Raw genomic sequence first — 20,557 nt, forward strand, 5'->3', positions numbered from 1 at the left:
GGCCCGGGAGAAGCCGGCGGGGGCCCCCTAACCCCGCGCTGACCGGGGCCCCCGCAGCATCGGACCCACGGGACGGGGCCCTCGGTCGGTCGGGGCCGGACTCCAGCCTGTGCGCCCGCGCGGGCGCACAGGCTGGAGGCGCGCCGTACGGACCTCTCGCTGTCAGGCCGGGCCGGGCCGGGCCGATCGGGTCGGGGAGTCCCCGGCCGACATGACTGCCGCAACGTCCCACTCACGATGGGCGCTCCCGTCGGATCCCGAGCGCGGCGGTTCCGGACGCAGAGCCCCGACCCGTGGCTCGCCGGCCGATCCAGACCCCCTTCGTCCTGCCTGCCGGGGTGGGCCTGTCTTCCCGGCATCGCGGTTTCCCTCGTGGTCCGCGGTGCCCTCGGGCATAGCGTTCACTGCCCTGCTATTGCAACGACGATGGAGCTGACGTTGCATTTGATTCCCGGCCGATTGCAATGAAATTGATCCCTTGACCTGCCTTGATGATGATTCAGTGCAACTTGCTTGTTGCGTGAACCATGAAGGCAACATAGCGTTTCCTTCATCGGAAACGGCGGCGACGGGTCGCAGGCGACCACCATGGGCGGCGCGCCCTCGGCCTCGCGGGCCAACGGGCGCACGGTTCGCGGGTGAGCCATCAAAGGGGGCGGATCATGGAGACAGTGCAGAGCCGGCGGCAGGCGGCACCCGGCGGGTTCACGGCCTTCGCCCGCTTCGTACTCTGCGGCGGCGGGGTGGGGCTCGCCTCCAGCTTCGCCGTGGCGGCGCTCGCCTCCCGGATTCCCTGGATCCTGGCCAACGCCCTGATCACCATGGTCTCCACGCTCCTCGCCACCGAGCTGCACGCCCGCTTCACCTTCGGCGCGGGCGGGCGCGCGACCTGGCGCCAGCACGCGCAGTCGGCCACCTCCGCAGCGGCCGCGTACGCGGTGACCTGCATGGCGATGCTTGCCCTGCACCAGTTGGCGGCGGCGCCCGGTGCGATGCTCGAGCAGGCCGTCTACCTGTCAGCCTCCGCGCTCGCCGGTGTCGCGCGGTTCGCGGTGCTGCGCGTGGTCGTCTTCGCGCGGAACCGCTCGCAGGTCGCGGCCACTGTCCGCACCGCCCACCCCGTGCACGCGACCGTGGCCCGCACCTCGGCCCCGGTCGGCCCCGCGGAGCTCTGCCGCGCCGCCTGACCGCGGCGGACGCCGCGAGGTCGCAGCGCTGCTCCCGCTCGGGGCAAGTCGACCCAGAACGACGAACTGACGTTCAACGTGGTGGACATCGACTCGCTTCGGAAGGGTCGGCGCGGCCCTACGAGCACGCCACCGGCGCCTGCGTGATCTTCCCTCTGTCCTGACCTGCGAACCCATCCGGCGGCCCACCCGACGGCCCGGCAGGCGACGGGCCCGGGGCCCCGCTTGACAGTGGCATATCGTTTCTCGATAACATCGGAAAACGATATGCCACTGTGTTGGAAGGCGGGGAACATGAACGGAATGTCCTGGTGGACGCGGGTGACGGAGCACATGCTGGACCTGGCCCTGGGGGTGGCACTCCTGGTGGTGGGGCTCTTCCATGTGCTCTTCCCGGTCTTGGGGGTGATCGGCCCGTTGTGGCCGGTGGACTCCCGTGAGGTGCGGGTCGACACGTCCCTGCGGCTGCCCGGCGCCGACGCCGTGACGTCCGGAACCGCGACGCTTCGCGGCTCCGACCACGTCGAGCTGGCGTTCAGCGACCCAGGCGTCGGGCAGCGCCTGCTCCTGGCGCTGCCCGGAATCGTGAGCGGCGTGCTGGTCGTCGTGATACTCATGGTGCTCCTGCGGATGGCCGGCACCTTCCGGGACGGCGATTTCTTCGTGCCGCAGAACACGCGGCGCCTCACCGTCGTCGCCGTCGCCCTCATGCTGCTGGGGGTTCTCGTCCCGCTGGTGGAGATGATGACCACGAACCTTCTGGCCCGGGGGCTGCCGATGGCGGAGGCGATCGAACCCGCCAAGAGCTATGAGGTTCAGCCCGTGTTCCTGGCGCTCCTCGTTGCCGCCGCGGCGGGAGCCTTCCGCGCGGGCACCCGCCTGCGCGCTGACACCGAAGGGTTGGTCTGATGCCACCGGAGGAGCCGCACCAGATCGTGTGCCGGCTGGACCGCCTGCTGGACGAACGCGGCATGACGCTGGCCGAACTGGCCGCCCGGGTCGGTGTGACCGTCGCCAATCTGTCCATCCTGAAGAACGACCGGGCCAAGGCGATCCGCTTCAGCACGCTCAGCGCCATCTGCCGCGAACTGAACTGCCAGCCCGGGGACCTGCTCACGTTCTCCCGGTGATCGCGGCCACCGGGCGCGGGACGGGGCGAGACTCGCAGGACGGCCGCCGCCCGCTCTGGGAGTCTGGGGTGCGGCGGGTCTGCGGGTCTGCGGGTCTGTCGGGTGGTCGTCGGCGGGGGTGCGGTGTGGCGTCCGGTGTGACGTCGGGCGGATGCGGTTTCGGTGCGCTCCCTCTGCGCCCTCATGACCCGCTTCAGGGCCGACCGTGGGGGATCTGGCATCGCGGACGCCGTATCATTCCTTGATCGTCCAGCCGTGCAGGGTATGCCTCTGCCGGTGGAAGGGACGCACGGCTTTATCAGAACCGGTTCTGGGCAGCCGCCATCAACAACGGGGGATTCACACCATGCTGACAAAGGCTCTACTGCGCACTGCCCTGCCCGTCGGCGCGCTCGCGCTGCTGCTCGCGGGCTGTGGGCCGGACAACGAGCCGGGTGCGGAGTCGTCCGGCGCGCCGACCGCCGCCGCGAAGGGCACGTTCGCCGCGCCATTGGCGTGGAAGACATCGGCGGACGCGAGCGCGACGACGTACGGGACGCCCCAGACGGTGCAGCTCGGCGTCACGCCGGTCTCGGTCGTCAAGGGTGACGCGGCTGCGGTGGACAAGCTCAGCACCGGGGTGGTCCAGGGCAGGGTGCCGTACTACGTGACCGTCACCTATTCCCACAAGGGCGGCCCCGAGGACATCGGCGCCTACTCCCGCGGGTTGTCCCTGAACAGCGACGCGGAGCACGCGTACGGAAGCATGCCCTCATGGGGGGCCGACTTCCCGCCCTGCCAGGAGGGCGACGACGCGGCTCGCAAGCTGACGCCGGGCAAGTCCGTCACCACCTGCGAGATCTTCCTCCTGCCCGCGAACGCCCAACCCGTCTTCCTCGCCTACAAGGGCGACGAGAAGGGCGAAACCCAGGTCGTCTGGAAGGTCGGCTGAGCCCGATGCCCCCGGCGGACTGTCACGGTACGCGTGCGTGCATACCGTTGTGCGAGCCGGGAGCGAAGGCCGCGACGGGGGACCGCTGATGGCCCCCACGTCAGCATTGCCGACACGCTGCGCCGCTTCGCGGGTGTCGAGGCTGCCAACCGTGACCTGGCGAAGCGGGTGGTGGGCGATCCTGACGCAGGGCCGATGGTGATGTCGGTCTTCACTGCACCGGGCCGTGGTGCGCGGCGCCGGACCCGGCCGTGTGATATCCGCTGGCGTGCGGTTGGCGACATGCGGCAGCATGCCGCCATGACGACGAGCGGAGCCCCCGGAACGGCGGCCGAGGCGGTGCAGGAACTGCGGGAGATCGCCCACTGGTGGGTCGACGACCGACGCGCCGACCCGGACCTTCTGATCCAGGCCGCCCTCCGCGCCCTGGTCGCCGGCGTCGACACACCGTCGCTGTGGCACCTCGCCTGGCTGCTGAGCGGTGAGGAAGACCAGGCCTCGGAGCTGTTCGGCCAGGTGACGGACGAGCTCGGGTTCGGCTTCCGCCCGCCTGCGGGCTTCCGGGAGGGGCCGCTGGCGCTCGCGCGCTGGTGGGCCGCCGAGATCGTCGGCGGATGGCTCGACCCCTTCGAGGGCGCCGTACTCATCGTCGAGAACGTGGCCGAGACCTACGGTGAGTCCGAGGAGTTGGCACCCATGGTCGATGCGATGGCGTTCTTGGGCGACGTCGGACCGCGGGCGTCCCCGGGCGAGACCACCGCACGCCTGACCCGGGCCGCCCACGAACTCCTGGCCCGCATTCCGCCCCCGTCCACCCCTCTCTGACTTGTAGGCAGAATCTCGTTCTCTCCGGGTGGGGCGCGTGGACCAGCCGTCGGCCCGAAAGGGCGGCACTCCGCTCGTCCCGTGGTCCGGAGGGCGGGCCGCGCCCGGCTCGTCCGGTCGGCGGCTTCCGCCCCGCGCGGACCGGCTGCGATGGTGCTCAACGGAAGCGGACCTGCTCAGCCGCACACCCAGGGCGTTGCTGCACCACCTCGCCGGCTGGCGCCGGTCGCATTCGGGCGCCCTTCCCGGTCACCTGCCCGGGCCCGGCCTGCTCCGGTGAGGCGCACGGCGCCCAAGCGGCCGCACGTCCCTCAGCTCTGCCAGGGCCTGAGCGCCAGTTCCGTCGCCTGCCGCACCCGTTCCCGCAGCCGGTCGGCGTCGAGGGCGACGGCGGCGGCGTCCTCGTCGTCCATGAGCGCGTCGAGGGCGCCGTTCACCGCGCCTGCCAGTGCCCCGGTCAGTGCCGCCGCGCCCACGCGGTCCAACTCGTCGGGGAAGGCTGCCTGCAGGGCGCGCGCGATCTCCTTCTGCGCGGCCATCTGGACCTGCAGCGCCTTGCCACGGACGGCCGGCACCGTGCGGAACAGCCGCATTCGCACAGCCGCCATCGGGCTGATCATGTCGGCATCGGCCTGGGCGATGGTCTCCAGTGCCCGGATCAGTACGTCCACGGGCCCCTCGGCCGGATCCCGGTCGGCGATCGCCTCGATCGTGGTCCGCGCCCGTGCGTCGCTGTCGGGGAAGAGGACGTCCTCCTTGTTCGCGAAGTATCCGAAGAAGGTGCGGGTGCTGACCTCTGCCGCCGCAGCGATCTCCGCAACGGTCGTCTCGTCGTACCCCTTGCGCTCGAAGATCTCCGCCGCTGCGTCGATCAGCGCCTGACGGGTGCGGGCCCGCTTCATCTCACGCAGGGAAGGCGCCGGGGCGCCGCGCTCTCGCTTGACCATATCCGGAGGGTACTGCATTGACTGCAAGTCTGCATTCCATGCATCCTTGCATCAAGTGCAGATATTGACGGCCCGTCAGGGAGACCCATTCATGAACACCCATGAGAAGACCGTCCTCGTCACCGGATCCACCGGGAACCAGGGCGGCGCCATCGCCAGCCACCTCCTCGCCGCCGGCTGGCGGGTCCGCGCCCTGGTCCGCGACGACACCGCCCCGGCTGCCGCCGCTCTCGCCGCCGCCGGCGCCGAGGTGGTCCGCGGCGACCTGGACGACCGCGCCTCCCTCGACACGGCGATGCACGGCGTTTACGGCGCCTACAGCGTTCAGTCCGCCAACCACAACGAGGTCGCTCAAGGGAGGAACGTCGCGGATGCGGCCAAGGCCGCAGGCGTGCAGCACCTGGTGTACTCGTCCGTCGGTGGCACGCAGAGCCAGAACCGCTTCTACGTGGAGCACGGCTGGGGCCCCATCGACAAGTGGCAGATCGAGCAGCACATCCACGATCTGCGTCTGCCCGCCACGATCCTGCGCCCCGCCGGCTTCATGGAAGACTTCACCAGCCCGGCGAGGTTCCTCCAGAACGGCGGCCTCACCGTGCCCTGGCGCGACGACCTCGTCATGCAGTTGATCGCCATCGACGACATCGGTGCGCTCGCCGCGCTGGCCTTCGCGGAGCCGGACCTCTACCTGGGCCGGGCCATGGAGCTCACCGGCGACAGGCTGACCGCCCCGCAGATCGCCGCCGCGCTGAGCACGGCGGCCGGCCGGCCCATCCCTCACACCCGGGTGCCCCTCGAGGTCCTGTGGGAACACGACCCCGAAGTCGCGAAGGTGTTCACCTGGGCGGACGAGACCTATTACGACTCCGACCCCGAGCCGCTGCGCAAGATCCACCCGGGCCTCATGGACTTCGGCACCTGGCTGGAACGATCAGGCCGGACGCGGCTGATGGCGCATCTGAACGCCCCGCAGGACCGACCGGGCGCAGCCGGGCACTGACCGCCAGGGACGAGGACCGGAAACGGCGGCTCCGGCCTTTCGGGCAGAGCCGCCGGTTCAGAGCCCAAGGCCGGTCCGAGTCAGGGAGCGGTCGCCGGCGCGTCGCCGTGGCGCGGAGAGCCCTCTGCGCGACTACACCGACCCCGGAGGAAGAAGGGCCCTCGGGGTGTACGACCGGCGGGGCGACCCCGCCGTGCTGGATCCGGTGGACTGCCTCGCGCCGGCCTTGCTCAGCGTCCCGCTCGGGTACCGGGTCCGGGCTCCAGGCGCCAGGCGGCGAAGTGGTCGACAGACCGGGCGCGCACGTATCGTCCGAGTTCCAGTAGCCGTCATTCCCTGCTCATGGCCGGGCTGGTGACTGTCCTTCGCAGCGGCAGGACTATCCGTGATCCCGGAGGGTGCGGCGTGCGGCGCCCAGGACGAGCAGGGCCCAGAGGACGCCGACGCCGGCCACGACGTAGCCGCCGCCGACGAAGGGGAGGTCTTCGTCCGTCGCGGCCGGCGGGGCCCGGCCCTCCGGGTCGAGGGCCCCGGGAGCCGAGCCATCCCCTCGGCCGGCGGTCGCTTCTGTTTCTTCGTCCGGCTCCGCGCCATGCCGCCCCCGTTCGGTCGTTGACCACCTGCGCGCCTGACTGCCCGCGCCGCCACAGTGTGACGCAGGTGTCGAGCGCCGGGAAGCGTGCGCCGATTCGGCTGCGCGGGCGACAGCGCGCGGGCGGAGGACGGGCATGGCGATCTCCCCGGGCGACGGCGGCAGCTCCGGGTACGGCCACGATGGAGCCGTCGCGCACCGGTCTGGTTCGGGCCGCCGCACGAGGGACCGGGGCGGACCACCGCACAAGCGCGACCACCGGATCGGCGCGAACCCGATTCCCGGCCCTGCCGGGCGGGTACACCCGCAGCGACCGCCGCCTGGTGGTGCGCCGGCCCCCCGGTCGCGCCGCCCGCGGCCCGACAGCCTCAGCGCGTCAAGGGGGCCGTTCCATGTCCGATCACCCCTCAGCCGACCACCAGGCCCAGGACGAGCAGACCGTGCGACGCCTCCGTCTGGGCATCGGCGTCCTCGGCCTGCTGCTGCCGATCGTCCTGCCCGTCGGCAACAGCCTCACCTCCTCCCGCATCGCCCTGCTCAGCTCGATGAGCGCGTCGTACTACACCCACATGCGCAACGTCTTCGTCGGTGGCCTCTGCGCCATCGGCGTCTTCCTGATCTGCTACCGCCACGACCGCCGGGAGGACCGCCTGAGTTCGGTGGCCGGCGTCCTGGCGATCCTGGTGGCACTCTTCCCCGCCGAGCCACCGGGGTCGGTCGCACCACACCCGACCACCGCGCAGACGACCATCGGCACGTTCCATCTCTGCTTCGCCGCAGGCCTGTTCGGCGTACTCGCATACTTCTGCCTCCAGCTCTTCGCGGATTCCCCGTCCAGCGGCGGGCGGCGTCCCGCGCGCGACTGGGTGTACCTGGTCTGCGGTTGGCTGATCGTGGCGTGCGTTGTCGTGGTCGCGGCCGGAGCCGTCCTCCACCTCACCTGGGACTCGCCCCTGACCTTGATGTACGCCGGCGAGGCGGTCGCCGTCCTCGCGTTCGGGGTCGCCTGGCTGGTGAAGAGCGAAGCCGTCGTCACCTTCGCGCCGCGGGCCGCGCCGGACACCGCCACCGAGTCCTGAGCCGCCCCGGTGCGGGCGTCAGCGCGGCTCCGGGAGGCCCCACCCGGTCCTGCCCGGTCGCACGGCCCGGCTACGGGCGACGCGCTCGTGGTCCCGGGCCGCAGCCCCGGCTTGTGTATCGGCCGATCCCGCCGAACATGACCGAACTTCGGCTTCCGGCGGGCCACCCGATGTCCTCACCATGACAGCGTGGCTCGGCATCGCTGCCCCCCACGGAGCCGGAGACGCCCTGGCGTCGACCGTCCGGCACCGACGCCTCGACGCCCCCGCACCGCTGCCGGCGACCCGGCAGTGGTCACGCGAGCCGCCCTCCTCCGGCACCACGATGAGGGTCCTCCACCCGGAGGACGCCCCTCGCGAGAGAGAAGAGGATCGCCCGTGACTGGCAGGAAGCTCCGTCTCGTCGTAGCCGCCCTGGGCCTGCTGGCCCTGCCGCTCGCCGCCGCCGCACCGGCGGCCGCGGCCTCGCCGGCGCCCACCTACCGCGTCGACTGCCCGAACGGCTACTACTACTGGTGTGACGAGGTGAGCTCCGACGGCGTCATAGCGGACCTGAGGATCCACAACGGCTCGGACAGCGGGGGCCACGACGTGGCCCACATCGACTTCCTCACCACGCACTACGGTCAGAACGTCTGGATCCTGACGTCGAACGGCAGCGGTGGCTGGACCTGGGAGGGCGTTGCCGCGACCACGTACATGGGGTACGGCTTCTACACCATGGACACCCAGATCAGGTCCGACCGCGGCGTCCTGATCAAGGTCGCCGCCTACAACTACGAGACCGGCACGTACATGTACACCAACGCGCACTGAACCGGCGCACCACGGCGGCCCCGCGCGCCGGCCCCGGGACGTCGACTCCCGCGGCCGGGCGCTGCGCACCGCATCACCGCCGCGCTGCGCCCCGCATCACCGCCGCGCTGCACACGGCGTCAAGACCCGGCCGGTGCGGCGCTCACGGCCCGGCCGGCGCGGGGCGGGCGGGCCGGCGGGCCACCGGTGGCAGGCCGAGCCGGTGGGCGCCCGCGATGGCCAGACCGGCGGCGAAGGCGAGCACATGGCCGACAGCGGACACCTCGCCGTCCCCGAGCCCGGACAGCAGGTCGGGGGCGGCCACCGCCAGCATCACCAGCCACACCGCGCGCGACCACACCGGACGGGCCCGCCCGATCGCCACCGTCAGCGCGGCCACCACGACGTAGGACGGGCCGGTGTCCAGCACGTGCGTCTCGGCGGCCGGCAGCGAGCCGTGTTCGATGCGCCACCACACCAACGTCTCCGTCAGCCCGGTCGCGGCCACGTGGGCGAAGGCCAGCGCCGCCACCGCGCGGCGGGCGCCGAGCACCGACACCACCGCGAACACGGACAGTGCGAAGGCCGGCCACACCCATACGGTGCTCTGCGGCACGAACGCGGACACCACCAGCGACTCGACCGGGTGGCCCGACGGCCAGGGGCGCAGGTTGTCGAGGTTGGTCGACGCCCACTCCCGCAGCGCCAGCACCCGCTCGGGCGGCAGGAGCCGCAGGACCGGCCACATCGCGGCGAGCACGGCCACGTACCAGAACGCCGGGTTGCGCACCAGACGCCGCAGCGGAGGAAACGTCGGACGCATGCCGGCCACTACCGGGTGCGGCGCCGCGGCCGCGGGCCTCCGGCGAGTGCCGCACCCGCAGCGACCGCCACGACACCGGCGGCCATCAGCCCGTGCCGGGAGCGCCAGGACAGTACCGACCACCGCGAGTTCGCGGACAGCAGCGACCCGAGGCTCAGCCACGACCCGGCCGACAACGCGGACAGCGCCGAACCGGCCGAGCCGATCGACAGCACGCTGCCGACCGACCCCACCGAGAGCACCGAGCCGACCGAGCCGATCGACAGCACCGAAGCCACCGAACCGACCGAGAGGACGGAGTCCTTGGACCACAGGGCCCACGCGGGCGAGGCCGACGTCAAGGACGAGGAGGACGACAAGGAGGCTGCGGACACCGAGGCCGACAGGGACAATGACGAGGAATCAGTACGCTCCGACACCCGCCGATCGTATGCCGTCGCTTCCACCCCGTCAGCCGCGCCCCGCCCCTGGCGGCGTTCGCTGACGGGCGGGTCCACCCGCAGGTGGGTCCAGGAGCCGGTCGCCCGCGGTTCTGGTCCCCGCCGTCGCGACCGTCAGTTCCCCCGCGGCGGCACCGCTGCAGACGACCACGCCGAAGCCCTGGATCCACGCTCGATCAACCTCCGCGTTTCATCTGGGGTGGGCTGAGCCGCGCTGATCGTCGCGGGGGTGGTGCTCAGGCGGCTGGGCATGGCGGAGTTCCGGCGCGTGGCCGCTCCTGGGGTTCCTTGGGTGGTGGGCGGGCAGGGACGGTTCGGGTGGTCAGGTCGCGGGTCTCGGCAGGGCGGCGAGGCGGGTGAACGCGGCGGTCAGTTCGTGGCGCCAGGACCAGGTGTCGGCGATCCGCCGGTGGATGCGCCGGGCGCCACCGGTGATCCGGGCGGCGGCGTGCAGGATCCGGCAGCGGAGTCTCTTCGGCTCGGCGGTGGCCAGCTCGCCGTCCAGCAGCAGGGTCTGGGTCCAGGCGATCAGGTCGATCGCGGTCAGGGAGAGCTCCAGCCAGGCGGTGTCGAGGTGGAAGAGGCGGGAGGGGAAGCGGCCGAAGCCGGTGGCTTTGCCGCAGCGGATGCGGTCTTCGACACGGGCGTGACCGCGGTGGCGGGCCTCCAGGCATGGGAGGGACCCGCCGCCTGCGTAGGGGGTGCAGGCGCGAGCCGGCGTGACTGACCACCCCGCGGCCGTCGGAGGTGACGAGCTTGGGACGTGCCCCGGCGGTGTGCACGCAGAAAGCTCCTTCCCGCTGGTACGACGCAGACCTCGGGCAAGCCTCATCGTTCCAGCCCAGCCGGGGTGCCGTGGAGTCGTTGATGGTGATTCACGGTCCCACCGGGGAACGGTAGAAGCCATGAGCGATGCATCGGAGCTGGTCCCGGTCACGCCAGACGGCAGGCTCGCTCCTGTCGCTCTGCACCCCGGTCTGCGTGACCCCCGCTATCTGGCGCGGCGAGGCGCGCTCGTCGCGTTGGCGCGCAGCCACTGGGTCGGCGACCCTTCGCCGTCGGTCGCGTACCGCACTGCGGAGCACGCGACGTGGCGCACGGTCCACGCGGCGCTGGAGCCCGCCTTGCGGGCCCACGCGTGCCGGGCGGTGCTGGCCGCCCGCGAGGACGCGTGCATCCCCGCGGACCGCATCCCGCAGCACGGCGAGGTCGGGGCGCACCTGCGGGCCCGGACCGGATTCGACTTCACCCTGACCGGTGGCTTCGTGCCGAACCGGCGGTTCCTCGGGGCGCTGCGGCACGGCTACTTCCACGCGGTGCAGTTCGTCCGGCACCCCGCGGCTCCGCTGTACACGCCCGAACCTGACGTGATCCACGACGTGTTCGGCCACGGCGTCCACCTGGCCTCGACCCGGTTCGCCGAGCTGTACCGCCTGGTCGGCCGGGCAGCCGCACAAGTGCGGACCGAGGAAGCCCTCAGCCTGCTCAGCCGGGTGTACTGGTACACCCTCGAATGCGGCGTGGTCACCGAGGCCGGGGCGGTCAAGGCGTACGGCGCGGCGCTGCTCTCCTCGCCCGGCGAGCTGCGCCGGTTGCCCTGGTGCGAGATCCGCGACTGGGACCTGCGTGCGATGGCAGGCACCGCGTACCGGGTCGAGGGGTACCAGCCCGTCCTGTTCGCCGCACGCTCGATGGATCACCTCACCGATGCCCTCGCCGCGTTCTGCGAGGACTTCGATGATGACACCGGTGCCCGACTGAGGACCGCAAGTACTCCAGTGTGACTTAGCGATCTACGCGCTGGAGGGGGCGGAGAGCCGCTGCCGGTCATGGCTGCGACGTGCCCAAGCTTGGTGGCTTCTGCGCCAGTTATGCGTGGTGCCTATGTCACACCAGTGCCGCGCCGCCGTCTATCGCGAGCGTGGTGCCGGTGACGTAGGCGTTGGACAAGACGAAGAGATAGGCCGCCGCGGCTTCCTCGGCAGTGCCGACACGCCGCGTGAGCAGCTCGGACCCGGCGCCCTGGAGGAAGGCCTCCGGGTCCGGGACACTGCCGTCCCACAGCTCGGTGCGGATCACACCGGGCTGGATCACGTTGACGCGCAGAGGGGAGAGTTCGACGGCGAGTGCCCGGGACAGGGCCTCGATGCCGCCGGTGATACCTGCCGTGAGCGCGGTTCCGGACAGGGGGCGGATCGCGAGGACGCCGGAGCTGAAAGTGATCGAGCCGCCGTCGCGCAGTCGCGGTGCAGCGTACTTGGCGGAGAGGAACGCGCCCCAGAACCGGCGCTCGAAGACGGCCCTGGCCTCCTGCGGGGTGGTGTCGACCAGCGGCTTGATCAGCAGAGATTCGCCCGCGGTGTAGACGAGGTGGTCGAACTCCCCGACCTGCTCGAAGAACGCGGCGATGGCGTTGCCGTCGGCGACGTCCAGGCGGCGGCCTTCGGCCGGCTCGCCCAACCGCTTCGTTGCGGCGTCCACGCGGTCCTGATTGCTGGAGGCGACCACGACGTCCGCGCCAGCCGCCGCGGCCTGTTGGGCTACCGCGAAGCCGATGCCGGAGGTTCCACCGATGATCACGATCTTCTTGCCAGCCAGAGACATGGGATCCATTCCTTCGTCGATGCAGTGCCGGGGTTCGGCAACCGCCATGGCAAGAACGTACGCCTCCACATCGAGACGGTGAATGACTTTAGATCTCGATTCCCTGTCATATCGTCTCGCCCTGCAGGCACTAGAGTGGCGCTATGGACATCCTGAGCGACACCCTCGAAGTCCTGCGCACGGGACGCCCGATGGTGACTCGCACCGACGCGCACGCCCCGTGGGCCCTGAAGTTCCAACCCATCTCAGGAGCCGGATTCCACGTGGTCGTGGAAGGACACTGCCACCTGCTGCCACCGCACGGCCAACCGCTCGCGCTCGGCCCCGGCGACATCGTGTTCCTGCAGCGCGGCAGCGGACACACCCTGTGCGATGTGCCGGGCCGCGATGTGGTGGACTTCGTACCGGAGCGCGTGGACCGTTCCTCGCCGATCGGCCAGGTCACCGTGGACGGACCGGGGCCGCACACGGTGCTGGTGTGCGGCGCGTACGCGATCGACGTTGATCGCCCGCATCCGCTGTTCAGCGATCTGCCGGAGGTCATTCACCTCCCCGCGGTTCCGGGCCGCCACCCGGTGCTGCGCTCGGCAGTCGATCAGCTGTGCGCCGAGTTCCACTCGCCGCAGCCGGGCTCGGACGCGGTCGTCACGGCGCTCATCGATCTGCTGCTGCTGTACATCCTCCGGTCGTGGTACGCCGAACTGCCGAAGGAGCGGACCCGGGGTTGGACGGCCGCGCTGACCGACCCGGCAGTCGCCCCGGCCCTGAAGGCGATCCACGACGATCCCGGCCATCCCTGGACCGTGGAGTCGCTGGGCACCCGCGCCGGGCTGTCCCGCGCGGTGTTCGCCCGCCGCTTCGCCTCGGTGGTCGGCGAGCCGCCGTTGACCTACCTGACCAACTGGCGGATGGCCACCGCGGCGCGGTTGCTGCACCAATCGCCGGCCCCGCTGAGCACAATCGCGCAGCATACGGGGTACACGTCGGAGTTCGCCTTCGCCAAGGCTTTCAAACGACACTTCGGATCACCGCCGGGGGCCTACCGCAAGCAGGTCAAGACGGCAGGCGACGAACCACGCGGATACAACTGACGGTGAGGACCAGGACATCACCGCAGCGGTTTGGGAAGCGGTGGTCGCTCCACAGGGCACATCGCCCCAGGGCGGGAGCCCCCTACACACTTCTGACTCCAAGTAACCGCACCCCAAATGAAACCGCCAGGTTAATAGCTTGCCGACCTGGCGGGTGTGTGCCACTGTTCCGCCTGGATCGGCAGTTGGTCGATGCCGGCAGGTTGGGCGCCTCTTGGGGAATCCGCTGAAGAGGCGTAAGAATCACGAGAATTGGTACCCATGGGGAATCAGTACGAAGATGAGTGTCGGCGGTCGTTGGCGGGAGAGCAGGCGAAAAGCCTTGCCGAGACCAACAACTGGGCGCACGTGGACAGGAACCAGGTCCACCAGGACTGGGACGTGCTGTACAGGGAGATTGCGGCTTGCCTGGACGGCTCGCTGCCCGGGGATCGACAGGTTCAGGAGCTTGTTCGCAGGCATTTTGACATAGCCTGCCGATTTTACGTCCCCACGAGGGAGGCTTACGTCGGCATGGCGCTCTTCTATGCAGAAGACGACGCCATGAGGGAGTTTCATGATTCCTACCATCCTAGGATGGTGGAATTCCTGGGTGATGCAATGAAAATATTTGCCGAACGGGGGGTCGGTTTCACCTCGTAGGGCGGGATCCGGGGCGGATCGCCGCGCGACACCTGGAGATCGAACGGCTCCGCAGGCAGCTTCAGCAGCCGGCAACGCACCGGCCCGCCCGCGCCCGCGGTGGCCGCTCCCAGCACGCCGCGGGTCGTGCCTGGCGTGCCAGACGGCCCGGTCAGCGGCAGGCTGTGACCGCCACCTCGACGAGGCACGGCGTGGGGCGGTCTCCCGGCGGCACCTCCTGATCGTCTCCCGCCGCGGCATGCTCCGGGTGCTCGATGCCAGCGGCAGGGCCGTCAGCCGGATCCGCACGACCCGACCGGGGCAGGAGCCCCCGCCGTGGAAGCCGCTGCCGCACCTGGGACAGGTGTCCGAACAGCGGCCCCGGGAGCAGCTGTTCCACGCCTTCGGCCCGGACGACGAGGTCGAGATCGTGCCCGGGGTCGTCCTGCGCCGCAGCGGCCAGCGCTGGCCCGGCGAGCGCCCGGAGGGCGTCCGCGCCAAGCCGTCCAGGCGTCCGCCGGACGGCGACGAGCTGACGCGCTGGGGCTGACGTGCTGGGCTGACGCGCCGCGCACGTCGGCGGGCGACGGTTCGGTTGGAAGAGTGAGAGGTTCGCGGTGGAATACCTGGAGGGGACGATCCCGAGACGATCGGCCCGTACCGGCTCTTCGGCCTGCTCGGCAGGGGCGGCTGGGGGAACGTCTACTACGCGCGGCGCGCCGGCCATGACGTGCGGTTCGGGCGCGGTGTGGCGCTCAAGACCATCCGGCCCGACAAGCTCGCGCGCAACCCCGAGCACGTCCGCAGCCGGTTCGCCCGCGAGGTGGCGGCGGCTCGCGCGGTCGACAGCGCCTACACCGCCGAGGTGGTCGACGCCGACACCGGCGCCGCCGAGCCCTGGTTCGCGACCTGTTACATCCGCGGGGTCGACCTGGCGGCGGCGCTGGAGGTCTGCGGCGGCCCGCTGCCGCTGCGGACCTGGCGCGTGCTCGCCGCCGGCCTGGTCAACGCGCTGGGCGCCATCCACGCCGCCGGCCTCGTGCACCGCGACCTCAAACTCGGCAATATCCTGCTGGCCGGCGCCGGACCGCGCGTCATCGACTTCGGCATCGCCCGGCACCTCGCCCCCGCCGACGACGCCGCGCTGACCGGCACCCAGGTCCCCGCGACGATCACCTTCGCCGCGCCCGAGCAACTGCTCAACGAGGAGGTCGGCCCGTCCTGCGACGTCTTCGCCCTGGGCCTGGTCCTCGCCTCCGTCGCCCTGAACCGCAACCCCTTCGGCCCGGGATCCCCGGCGCAGATCGTCTCCAACATCCTCGACGGGCGGCTGCGGCTGGACGGACTGTCGCCCCTCGTGGACAGGGTGGTCCGTCCCTGTCTGGAGCCGGATCCGCGGAACCGTCCCGGGCTAGCGGACCTCGCGGGGCTGCTGCCGGACGCGTCGTCCAAGGAGAAGGACTGGTTCCCGCCGGCGCTCTGGGCGGCCGTCGAGGAGCGCTCCGGCTTGGCCGTCGACCTTGAGGAGCCGCTGCGCCGCCGGCCGGCCGCACCGGGGTCGGCGCCGCGTCCGGCCCTGCCGACCGCGGCCGAGCCGACGTCGGCCGACTCGCTGACTGCGTTCGGCGCCCGACTGCGGCTGGAACGCGACCTTCTGCCCGCGCCGCCCGCCACGCTGGGGGGCGGGGGCGGGGGCGGGGGCACCACCCTGCCGTCGCCACAAGCCCGCGGGATGGAGGGGCGGCGGCCGGCCGAGCCTGCGCCGTCCCGCGGCCCGGAACAGCAGACGGCCGCCCTGCTCCCTCCCGCTGCCGTCGCGGCACCGCCCTGGCCCGAGCCCGCCGCGACCGCGCCGGCCGAGGCGGCCGAGTGGTACCGCCAGTCGGCGGAGGCGGGTAACACGGACGCCGTGCTGCGGGTGGGCCGCCGGCTCCGGGACGCGGGCCGGCTTTCCGAGGCCCTGGCGCAGTTGCGCCGGGCGACCGAGAAGGGCCGTGTGCCGTCCCTGATGGACATGGCGGAGATCCTGGAGCGGCTCGGCCGGCCGGACGAGGCGCTGGAGTGCTACGCACTCGCCGCCTTGAAGCGGAACCCCAAGGCCAAGAAGCAGGCCTGACGCCTGCGCCGAGCCCTGGCGCCGACCACGGGCGGCGCGCTCGGGCGGTCGCCGGCCGACCCCGTACCGCAGGAGCCCGTTCCCGCACCGCCCGGCCCGGCCGCCGCACCGCCGGCGCCGACCGGCGCGCCGTCGCCGCGCGCCCAGGCCGTGGTGTACGAGCAGCAGGGCTGGCTGGCGGAGGCGCTGGAGAGCTTCACCCGGGCCGAGCTCGCAGGTGACCCGGAGGCCAAGCGCGACATCGCCCGGCTCTGCCTGAAGCTGCGCGAGAGTTCGCCCCACGCCGTCGAACGCAAGCGGCTGCGCAAACGCGCGCTGAAGCGGTACCGCGACCTCGCCGATGCAGGGGACGTTCCGGCGATGGTGGTCCTGGTCGAGCTCGACGCCGCCAACGCGCACCGCTGGCACCTGATGGCCGCCAAGGCCGGAGACGTCGCCGCCATGCGAGTGGTGGCCCGGGCACACCTCGACGACGGGGACCACTGGACCGCCCTCGCCTGGCTCCGGCGGGCGGCGACGCCGGGGCCTGGGTGGAAGGAGCCAGGATCCACGAGCAGCGCGGGTCCCACCGCCAGGCCGCCGGCTGGTACCGCTGGGCGCAGGAGCACGGTGACGCCGACGCACCCCGCCAGATCGCCCGCCTGGAGGCCGAACACCCCGACGCGGCCGGGGACGCCCTCTGACGCTTCCTCCCGGTCCGGACCTTTCCACACGGGTGAACTGATCATTCGTGAGGTCGGTGAGCCCGGGGGCCGACCCTCCTGGCACGGGTGCGGTGCGGGGGCCCGATCGGCCCCGCACTGCACCACGGGTGTCGACGGAACACGGCTCACAGGGCCCTGAGGCCGTCCAGGAGTTGCCGGCCGCCGGGACTGCCGAAGCCGGTGCACGGGTCCCAGCCGGGGCCGGATGCGAACGCGCCGTTGCTCCCGTGGGTGACGTCCCGCAGGACGCCCGACGCGAACTTCGCGTACAGCAGCGGGTTGAGGAAACCGACCTGGGCGCCGAGCCCCTGGTTGATGCGCGCGAGCAGGGCGGACCACATCGGGGCGGCGGCGCTGGTGCCGCCGATCTGGGTGAAGTTCACGCCGTCCACGCTCGGGATGACCACGCCGGTCTGGGGATCGGCCAGCGCGGACACGTCGGGCACACCACGCCCGCGTGCGTGGGGCGGGTTCACCGAGGGCGGTACACCCGCGCCGGCCTGGTACACCGGCATCGGGAACACCTTGCTGATGCCGCCGCCCGTCCGGCTGCCCGGGCCGTCGTCCCAGACGGTCTCGCTGACGACCTGCCCCTGGCTCACCACCAGGCGGGTGCCGCCGACGCCGACCACGTGCGGGCTGGAGGCGGGGAAGTCGGCATGGGCGCGCTCGTCGAAGGCCTGGTCGCGGGAGCCGTCGTCGCCCGAGGCACAGCAGATGCTGATGTTCTTCTCGGCCGCGTTGGCGAATGCCGCGTCGACCCGGGCGATCGCCGCGTTGGTCCACCGGCTGCCGAGGGTCGGCTCGGCGTTGCCGTAGCTGGAGGAGATCACCGAGGGCTTGTTGACGGTGTCGTTGACGATCCGGGTGATCACGTCGACCCAGCCCTGCTCGGTGAACTTGCTGAAGTAGACGACGATCTTCGCCTTGGGTGCGAGCGCGCCGACGATCGCGAGGTCGAGCATGATCTCGCCCGTGGTGTCGGCGGTGGCGAAGTCGGCGTCCTGGCCCGGCTCGTTCCCGGGCGTCCCGACGCCCGGGACCACCACGTTGGTGATGTCCGGCATGGGCCGGTGCAGGACGTTGACGAAGTAGTTGCGCAGCGCATCGAGCGAGTAGCCGCCGGACGGGACGCCTGGTGGCGTCTCGCCGTTGAAGGCGAGGACGGCGATGCACTGCCCGGCCCCGTCGGTATCGGCGGGGTAGGCGTACGGTGCCTCGAGCTGGGGAGGGAGGAAGGCGCCCGGCTGGATCACCGGGGCGGTGTGGGTCACCGGGGTCCGGGCGGCTGCCCGGCGGATCAGTAGGCGGGAGCCGATCGGCCGGTCGTCCAGGCCGAACACGCCGGTGATGATGTCGCGCATCTCCGCGGGTACGTAGATCATGCCTTCGCGGCCACGGTACGTCCCGGGGTTCTCGTTGGCGTCCTGGTAGCGGTAGCGGGCCAGGGTGACCTGGAAGGCGTTCGCGACATCCTCGGTGGTGCCGGTCAACTGGATGCTGCGGGCCAGCGGGTTCTCGTTGGAGACGGTGAGGCGGTGTTCGGCGGCGAACGCCTCGATCGCCTTGAGGTCGGTGTCCAGCCACCGGTGGGTCGCGGCGTACTGGTCCTCGGTGGGGACGGTACGGCGGGTCGGCGGCTGAAGCGCCAACTCGTACACGTCGGGCCGGGGCGGCGCATCGGGGTCGCGCCGCAGGTAGACGGTGACGGTCAGGGGAGTACGTGAATCGGCCGGTCCGATGACCCGCGCCCCGCGGAGCGGAACGCGGGAGCTGTCCGGCAGGGCCACGTAGTGGCTGCTCGGCATGATCGCTCCAGCGGTCGGGTCGGAGTTCGTGGAGCTCGGGGAGGGCGCGACGGAGGTCGCCACCCTTCGACTGTCTTTGTACGGCGCACATTTATGTCGTATACGTACACCGTCCCTCCTCGGCCTGCGCCGAGTCAAGGGACCGCCGCCGCGATCACCGGCTGCGTCCACCCAGCCGCACGGATACGCGCCGAAGCGTCCGGCGTGCGCGCCGAATCGCCGGGCGTGCGCGTCGACGGCCGAGGTGCCGGTGGAGAGCATCGACTCGGCATCGGCGGAGCCGATCCCCGCCACCGACGGCACTCTCCGCAAACGCCCGTTTACGGACGATTGATACCTTGTATCCTTGGCGGCAAGTGATGTGCTCGTCGACCTGCCCCGAACACGGCCGGCTCGCACCCGGCAAGACGGTGGTCCTGGTCAAGGAGCTCGCCTGGGTCGGCCCGTCGGACGTTTCGCGCGCACTTCTCCCTGACGGGCCGTTCGACGACATCCTGCCGGTCGCCCGGTCGCCCGGTCGCCCGGTCGCCCGGTCGCCCGGTTGCCCGGTTGCCCGGTTGCCCGGTTGCCCGGTTGCCCGGTTGCCCGGTCGCCCGGTCGCCCGGTCGCCCGGTCCCGGCCCCACGGACCGGCCGGGCGTTCCCCGGACCGCGCTGCGCCTCGGGCCCGGTGCTGCGCCGTCTCGCCGGGGCTGCCGGCCGGCCGCGTGCCCGGCGGCGGGGTCTGGTCCGGGCGGAGCACGCGGTGCACTCGGGTGGCCGTGCGGGTGGTGGCGCCTGGTGGACGCGGTGTGGGTCGTTGGCGACGCTGGGGGATGGGCGGGCCGGTCGCGGACCCCGAGCGCGACCGGTCCCTGCAGGCCCGACCCCGCCCCGACTACTCGCCGCCGCCAGCGGCCGCCGAGGCGCCGCCTGACGGTATGCGGTGCGGGCCTCGGCCTTCGGCCCCGCCGCACACTGTTCCGCCGCGTCGTCCGTGTCGTCCACGCCAGAAGGGCCCCTCGATGGCCGTCTCCCGAAAACTCCCCGTCACCCGCCGTGGCCCGGTCGGCCGTTACGCGGCGGTGGCCGTCGCGCTTGGCGTCGCCGTCACGGTGACCGGTGCGGGCCCCGCCCACGGCGCGCGGGCTGCCGATGGCCCGTTCCCCGTACCGGCGGCGGTCGGCCGGGCCGGCCAGGTGATCGCGGTCAAGGCCGACGGCACCCGCGCCACCGTGACCATGTGGGTCCGGAGGGACGGCGTCTGGCGGTCCGTCGCCTCCACCGCCGACGCGCGGATCGGGTCCGGCGGACTCCACAACGGCCTCACCCGGGTCCAGGGCACCGGGACCACGCCGACCGGCACCTACACCATCACCCAGGCCTTCGGCATCGCCCCAGACCCGGGCACGAGGATGCCCTACCACCGCGTCACCGCGCACGACTGGTGGGTCCAGGACCCCTCCTCCGCTCACTACAACCGCATGCGCACCGACACCCAGGGCGGCTTCCACCTCACCGAGCAGGGCCCCCTCGGCAGCGAGCACCTCGTCGACCACCCCGTCCAGTACGACAACGTCCTGGTCATCGACTTCAACACCGCCCCGGTCGTGAAGGGCCGCGGTGCCGGGATCTTCCTCCACGACCTCGGCGCCCAGGCCGGCGCCACCGCCGGCTGCGTTGCCGTTCCCGCCGCCTTCATGACGTGGACGATGCGCTGGATCGACCCCGCCGAACACCCCGTCATCGCGATTGGCTAGGAACGTTTCCGGGTGTGGGGGGGGGGGGGGGGGGGGGGGCCCCACCCGTCGGAGGGCACCCCCCCCAGGGGGACACCCTAGCCCCCTTCCCGCACACCACCGAAATCTGGGGGAATACGATAACCG

20 protein-coding genes and 1 pseudogene are annotated in these 20,557 nt (G+C 71.9%); 15 read left to right on the forward strand and 6 right to left on the reverse strand.

What is annotated here, in order from left to right; genetic code table 11:
* The first annotated feature begins 662 nt into the window (after window positions 1-662).
* From ACZ6NC_RS01065 to ACZ6NC_RS01085, 5 genes are all read left to right on the forward strand, one after another.
* A complete protein-coding gene (locus ACZ6NC_RS01065; RefSeq protein WP_465727598.1) occupies window positions 663-1,187 on the forward strand; it encodes a GtrA domain-containing protein in 525 nt (174 codons plus the stop codon).
* A gap of 303 nt (window positions 1,188-1,490) precedes the next feature.
* Window positions 1,491-2,096, forward strand: a complete 606-nt coding sequence (locus tag ACZ6NC_RS01070) for a DUF2975 domain-containing protein (protein WP_465727600.1) — start codon at window positions 1,491-1,493, stop codon at window positions 2,094-2,096.
* The gene (locus ACZ6NC_RS01075; RefSeq protein WP_465727602.1) at window positions 2,096-2,317 is read left to right on the forward strand and encodes a helix-turn-helix domain-containing protein; all 222 of its coding nucleotides are present in this window, start codon (window positions 2,096-2,098) and stop codon (window positions 2,315-2,317) included. The genes ACZ6NC_RS01070 and ACZ6NC_RS01075 overlap by 1 nt, the downstream gene beginning before the upstream one ends.
* 346 nt (window positions 2,318-2,663) lie before the next feature.
* A complete protein-coding gene (locus ACZ6NC_RS01080; protein ID WP_465727604.1) occupies window positions 2,664-3,248 on the forward strand; it encodes a hypothetical protein in 585 nt (194 codons plus the stop codon).
* Window positions 3,249-3,548: 300 nt separating this feature from the next.
* Complete coding sequence (locus ACZ6NC_RS01085) at window positions 3,549-4,073, forward strand: hypothetical protein (RefSeq protein WP_465727606.1); 525 nt, start codon at window positions 3,549-3,551, stop codon at window positions 4,071-4,073.
* Window positions 4,074-4,384: 311 nt separating this feature from the next.
* Here ACZ6NC_RS01085 and ACZ6NC_RS01090 read toward each other — a convergent pair whose 3' ends face one another.
* Window positions 4,385-5,020 (reverse strand): TetR/AcrR family transcriptional regulator, encoded by a 636-nt coding sequence (locus tag ACZ6NC_RS01090; RefSeq protein WP_465727608.1) that lies wholly within the window; start codon window positions 5,018-5,020, stop codon window positions 4,385-4,387.
* Window positions 5,021-5,111: 91 nt separating this feature from the next.
* Here ACZ6NC_RS01090 and ACZ6NC_RS01095 point away from each other — a divergent pair, with 91 nt between their 5' ends.
* The 3 genes from ACZ6NC_RS01095 to ACZ6NC_RS01105 all read left to right on the forward strand — a co-directional run bounded on the left by ACZ6NC_RS01095 (window position 5,112) and on the right by ACZ6NC_RS01105 (window position 8,507).
* Window positions 5,112-6,020 (forward strand): NmrA/HSCARG family protein, encoded by a 909-nt coding sequence (locus ACZ6NC_RS01095; RefSeq protein ID WP_465727610.1) that lies wholly within the window; start codon window positions 5,112-5,114, stop codon window positions 6,018-6,020.
* 984 nt (window positions 6,021-7,004) lie between these two features.
* Window positions 7,005-7,691 (forward strand): hypothetical protein, encoded by a 687-nt coding sequence (locus tag ACZ6NC_RS01100; RefSeq protein WP_465727612.1) that lies wholly within the window; start codon window positions 7,005-7,007, stop codon window positions 7,689-7,691.
* 378 nt (window positions 7,692-8,069) lie between these two features.
* Entirely contained in the window at window positions 8,070-8,507 is a 438-nt protein-coding gene (locus tag ACZ6NC_RS01105; protein WP_465727614.1) for a hypothetical protein, read from the forward strand.
* Window positions 8,508-8,649: 142 nt separating this feature from the next.
* On the opposite strand, the gene ACZ6NC_RS01110 is transcribed toward ACZ6NC_RS01105, so the two are convergent.
* From ACZ6NC_RS01110 to ACZ6NC_RS01120, 3 genes and pseudogenes are all read right to left on the reverse strand, one after another.
* A complete protein-coding gene (locus ACZ6NC_RS01110; protein ID WP_465727616.1) occupies window positions 8,650-9,309 on the reverse strand; it encodes a rhomboid-like protein in 660 nt (219 codons plus the stop codon).
* An 8-nt stretch (window positions 9,310-9,317) separates the two neighbouring features.
* A complete protein-coding gene (locus tag ACZ6NC_RS01115) occupies window positions 9,318-9,650 on the reverse strand; it encodes a hypothetical protein (protein WP_465727618.1) in 333 nt (110 codons plus the stop codon).
* 421 nt (window positions 9,651-10,071) lie between these two features.
* A pseudogene (locus ACZ6NC_RS01120) lies at window positions 10,072-10,596 on the reverse strand (transposase); the annotation flags it as partial.
* Between the two features lie 58 nt (window positions 10,597-10,654).
* Between ACZ6NC_RS01120 and ACZ6NC_RS01125 the strand changes: the two are divergent.
* Window positions 10,655-11,533 carry a phenylalanine 4-monooxygenase gene (locus tag ACZ6NC_RS01125; RefSeq protein ID WP_465727620.1) on the forward strand — a complete coding sequence of 293 codons (879 nt, stop codon included), beginning with the start codon at window positions 10,655-10,657 and terminating at the stop codon, window positions 11,531-11,533.
* Window positions 11,534-11,636: 103 nt separating this feature from the next.
* Here ACZ6NC_RS01125 and ACZ6NC_RS01130 read toward each other — a convergent pair whose 3' ends face one another.
* Complete coding sequence (locus tag ACZ6NC_RS01130) at window positions 11,637-12,401, reverse strand: SDR family oxidoreductase (RefSeq protein WP_465727622.1); 765 nt, start codon at window positions 12,399-12,401, stop codon at window positions 11,637-11,639.
* A gap of 95 nt (window positions 12,402-12,496) precedes the next feature.
* On the opposite strand from ACZ6NC_RS01130, the gene ACZ6NC_RS01135 reads away from it, so the two are divergent.
* The 5 genes from ACZ6NC_RS01135 to ACZ6NC_RS01155 all read left to right on the forward strand — a co-directional run bounded on the left by ACZ6NC_RS01135 (window position 12,497) and on the right by ACZ6NC_RS01155 (window position 16,864).
* Complete coding sequence (locus tag ACZ6NC_RS01135; RefSeq protein ID WP_465727624.1) at window positions 12,497-13,444, forward strand: AraC family transcriptional regulator; 948 nt, start codon at window positions 12,497-12,499, stop codon at window positions 13,442-13,444.
* Between the two features lie 261 nt (window positions 13,445-13,705).
* Window positions 13,706-14,086: a TipAS antibiotic-recognition domain-containing protein gene (locus ACZ6NC_RS01140; protein ID WP_465727626.1), complete on the forward strand. Its 381-nt coding sequence runs from the start codon at window positions 13,706-13,708 to the stop codon at window positions 14,084-14,086.
* A gap of 247 nt (window positions 14,087-14,333) precedes the next feature.
* On the forward strand, window positions 14,334-14,615 hold the full coding sequence (locus tag ACZ6NC_RS01145) for a hypothetical protein (RefSeq protein WP_465727628.1): 282 nt from the start codon (window positions 14,334-14,336) through the stop codon (window positions 14,613-14,615).
* A gap of 123 nt (window positions 14,616-14,738) precedes the next feature.
* Window positions 14,739-16,181 carry a serine/threonine-protein kinase gene (locus ACZ6NC_RS01150; RefSeq protein ID WP_465728297.1) on the forward strand — a complete coding sequence of 481 codons (1,443 nt, stop codon included), beginning with the start codon at window positions 14,739-14,741 and terminating at the stop codon, window positions 16,179-16,181.
* Between the two features lie 530 nt (window positions 16,182-16,711).
* Window positions 16,712-16,864 carry a hypothetical protein gene (locus tag ACZ6NC_RS01155; RefSeq protein WP_465727630.1) on the forward strand — a complete coding sequence of 51 codons (153 nt, stop codon included), beginning with the start codon at window positions 16,712-16,714 and terminating at the stop codon, window positions 16,862-16,864.
* Between the two features lie 146 nt (window positions 16,865-17,010).
* Here ACZ6NC_RS01155 and ACZ6NC_RS01160 read toward each other — a convergent pair whose 3' ends face one another.
* Window positions 17,011-18,693: a S53 family peptidase gene (locus ACZ6NC_RS01160; protein ID WP_465727632.1), complete on the reverse strand. Its 1,683-nt coding sequence runs from the start codon at window positions 18,691-18,693 to the stop codon at window positions 17,011-17,013.
* 1,003 nt (window positions 18,694-19,696) lie between these two features.
* Here ACZ6NC_RS01160 and ACZ6NC_RS01165 point away from each other — a divergent pair.
* Window positions 19,697-20,431: a L,D-transpeptidase family protein gene (locus tag ACZ6NC_RS01165; RefSeq protein WP_465727634.1), complete on the forward strand. Its 735-nt coding sequence runs from the start codon at window positions 19,697-19,699 to the stop codon at window positions 20,429-20,431.
* Window positions 20,432-20,557: the final 126 nt, after the last annotated feature.

It is taken from the genome of Kitasatospora sp. NPDC041988, assembly GCF_055588525.1.